The following is a 3,142-nucleotide window of genomic DNA, read 5'->3' as shown; positions in this document are numbered from 1 at the left end:
AAAGTATTTTACTTTGATACCTTGTACTTTGGTACATTTTACATAATTTATCGGTAAATATCATCACAAAGGCAAAACCTTGGTTGCACTTATAAGGCTTTATTGAGAACCAATAGGCAATAAATCTACGGGTAATTAGTACTACTCGGCTATGCTGTTACCAACTTTACACCTGTAGCCTATCAACGTGGTCATCTCCCACGACCCTTAAAAGATGTCTCATCTTGAGGCGAGTTTCACACTTATATGCTTTCAGTGTTTATCTCTTCCAAACATAGCTACTCAGCGGTGCACCTGGCGGTACAACTGATACACCAGAGGTTTGTTCAATTCGGTCCTCTCGTACTAGAATCAAGCCCTCTCAAACATCTAACGCCCGCAATAGATAGAGACCGAACTGTCTCACGACGTTCTGAACCCAGCTCGCGTGCCACTTTAATGGGCGAACAGCCCAACCCTTGGGACCTTCTCCAGCCCCAGGATGTGACGAGCCGACATCGAGGTGCCGAACCTCCCCGTCGATGTGAGCTCTTGGGGGAGACTAGCCTGTTATCCCCGGAGTACCTTTTATCCTATGAGCGATGGCCCTTCCATACGGAACCACCGGATCACTATGTCCTGCTTTCGCACCTGATCGACTTGTAGGTCTCACAGTCAAGCACCCTTATGCCATTACACTCTACGCACGGTTACCAAGCGTGCTGAGGGTACCTTTGAAAGCCTCCGTTACTCTTTTGGAGGCGACCACCCCAGTCAAACTACCCACCACGCAATGTCCTTGAATAATCAAGTTAGGCTCCAAGTAAGTAAAGGGTGGTATTTCAACGTTGGCTCCACGAGCACTAGCGTGCCCGCTTCAAAGCCTCCCACCTATCCTACACATTACTTACTCAAAGTCAATACGAAGTTATAGTAAAGGTTCACAGGGTCTTTTCGTCCCATTGCGGGTAATCGGCATCTTCACCGATACTACAATTTCACCGAGCTCGTGGCTGAGACAGTGCCCAGATCGTTACACCATTCGTGCAGGTCGGAACTTACCCGACAAGGAATTTCGCTACCTTAGGACCGTTATAGTTACGGCCGCCGTTTACTGGGGCTTCAGTCAAACGCTTCGCTTACGCTAACGCCCTTCCTTAACCTTCCAGCACCGGGCAGGTGTCAGACCCTATACAGCATCTTTCGATTTAGCAGAGTCCTGTGTTTTTGATAAACAGTCGCCTGGGCCTCTTCACTGCGGCCAGCATTGCTGCTGGCGTCTCTTCTTCCGAAGTTACGAGACTATTTTGCCTAGTTCCTTAGCCACGACTCACTCGAGCACCTTAGGATTCTCTCCTCGACCACCTGTGTCGGTTTTGGTACGGGTTGCTTCACTTCGGCTTTTCTTGGATCCGATTACACTACAGCAGCTTCGCCCGAAGGCTAGGCCTTGACACTTCCGTCCGTCTTTAGTAGCTACATCGAACCGTCCCCTTTTTAGTGTGAGCAAGTATGGGAATATTAACCCATTGTCCATCCACTACCCCTTTCGGGTTCGCGTTAGGTCCCGACTAACCCTCAGCTGATTAGCATGGCTGAGGAAACCTTAGTCTTTCGGTGAGGGGGTTTCTCGCCCCCTTTATCGTTACTTATGCCTACATTTTCTTTTCTATAAGCTCCACCAAGCCTCACGACTCAGCTTCTACGCCGATAGAATGCTCTCCTACCAGATGTAATAAATTACAAATCCATAGCTTCGGTATTCTGTTTATGCCCGATTATTATCCATGCCGGACCGCTCGACTAGTGAGCTGTTACGCACTCTTTAAATGAATGGCTGCTTCCAAGCCAACATCCTAGCTGTCAATGCAGTCCAACCGCGTTGCTTCAACTTAACAGAAATTTGGGGACCTTAGCTGTTGGTCTGGGTTCTTTCCCTCTCGGACATGGACCTTAGCACCCATGCCCTCACTGCCGCAGAACATTTATTAGCATTCGGAGTTTGTCAGGAATTGGTAGGCGATGAAACCCCCGCATCCAATCAGTAGCTCTACCTCTAATAAACTTTGTTGCGACGCTGCACCTAAATGCATTTCGGAGAGTACGAGCTATCTCCCAGTTTGATTGGCCTTTCACCCCTACCCACAGGTCATCCGAAGACTTTTCAACGTCAACCGGTTCGGTCCTCCACTTTGTGTTACCAAAGCTTCAACCTGCCCATGGGTAGATCACAAGGTTTCGCGTCTAATCCTACTAACTATGCGCCCTATTCAGACTCGCTTTCGCTCCGGCTCCGGACCTGAAGTCCTTAACCTCGCTAGTAAAATTAACTCGTAGGCTCATTATGCAAAAGGCACGCCGTCACCCAACATGTGGGCTCCGACCGCTTGTAGGCGTACGGTTTCAGGTTCTATTTCACCCTTCTATTCGAAGTGCTTTTCACCTTTCCTTCACAGTACTTGTTCACTATCGGTCTTTCAGGAGTATTTAGCCTTGGAGGATGGTCCCCCCATATTCAGACAGGATTTCACGTGTCCCGCCCTACTCATTTATCATCTTAATATACCTTTCGAATACCGGGCTATCACCGTCTACGGCCGCACTTTCCAGTACGTTCTTCTAAATATATAAAGACTTTTGGGCTAATCCGCTTTCGCTCGCCACTACTTACGGAATCTCTTCGATTTCTTTTCCTCCGGGTACTTAGATGTTTCAGTTCTCCGGGTTTGCTCTCTAATAAATTAGAGTAATACATCTTCAATGTATTGGGTTGCCCCATTCGGACATCTCGGGATCAATTCGTGTGTGCCAATCCCCCGAGCTTTTCGCAGCTTACCACGTCCTTCTTCGCCTCTGAAAGCCTAGGCATCCGCCATACGCCCTTAACGATTTCTTTCCTATTTTTAGGTTACTCAAGCACTTATAAGTGCTCGGTTTTCTCTTTGTGATGTCTTTACCGTTAATGTCAATGATCTTATTTTTCTTTCCTTCAAACTGATGAACAATTGTTGTTTTTGGCTCCAATCGTAACTTTTAAACCAGTTTTCCAAAACTGTGGAGAATAAGGGAGTCGAACCCTTGACCTCCTGCGTGCAAGGCAGGCGCTCTAGCCAGCTGAGCTAATTCCCCCTCTAGGTGCTGTAGGCTTTAGGCTATAAGCGTT

The 3,142-nt window shown here is 47.8% G+C and carries 1 tRNA gene and 1 rRNA gene; both read right to left on the bottom strand.

Going from position 1 to position 3,142, the window contains the following annotated elements:
• Positions 1-115: 115 nt before the first annotated feature.
• Positions 116-2,875: ribosomal RNA gene (locus tag FY557_RS19920) — 23S ribosomal RNA — on the bottom strand.
• Between the two features lie 159 nt (positions 2,876-3,034).
• A tRNA-Ala gene (locus FY557_RS19915) sits at positions 3,035-3,108 on the bottom strand.
• Positions 3,109-3,142 lie beyond the last annotated feature (34 nt).

Origin of the sequence: Chryseobacterium sp. SN22 (genome assembly GCF_008329705.1) — a bacterium.
Lineage (GTDB): Bacteria > Bacteroidota > Bacteroidia > Flavobacteriales > Weeksellaceae > Chryseobacterium.
The sequence above is the reverse complement of the archived record's forward strand: the minus strand, read 5'-3'. Positions and strand labels throughout refer to the sequence as shown.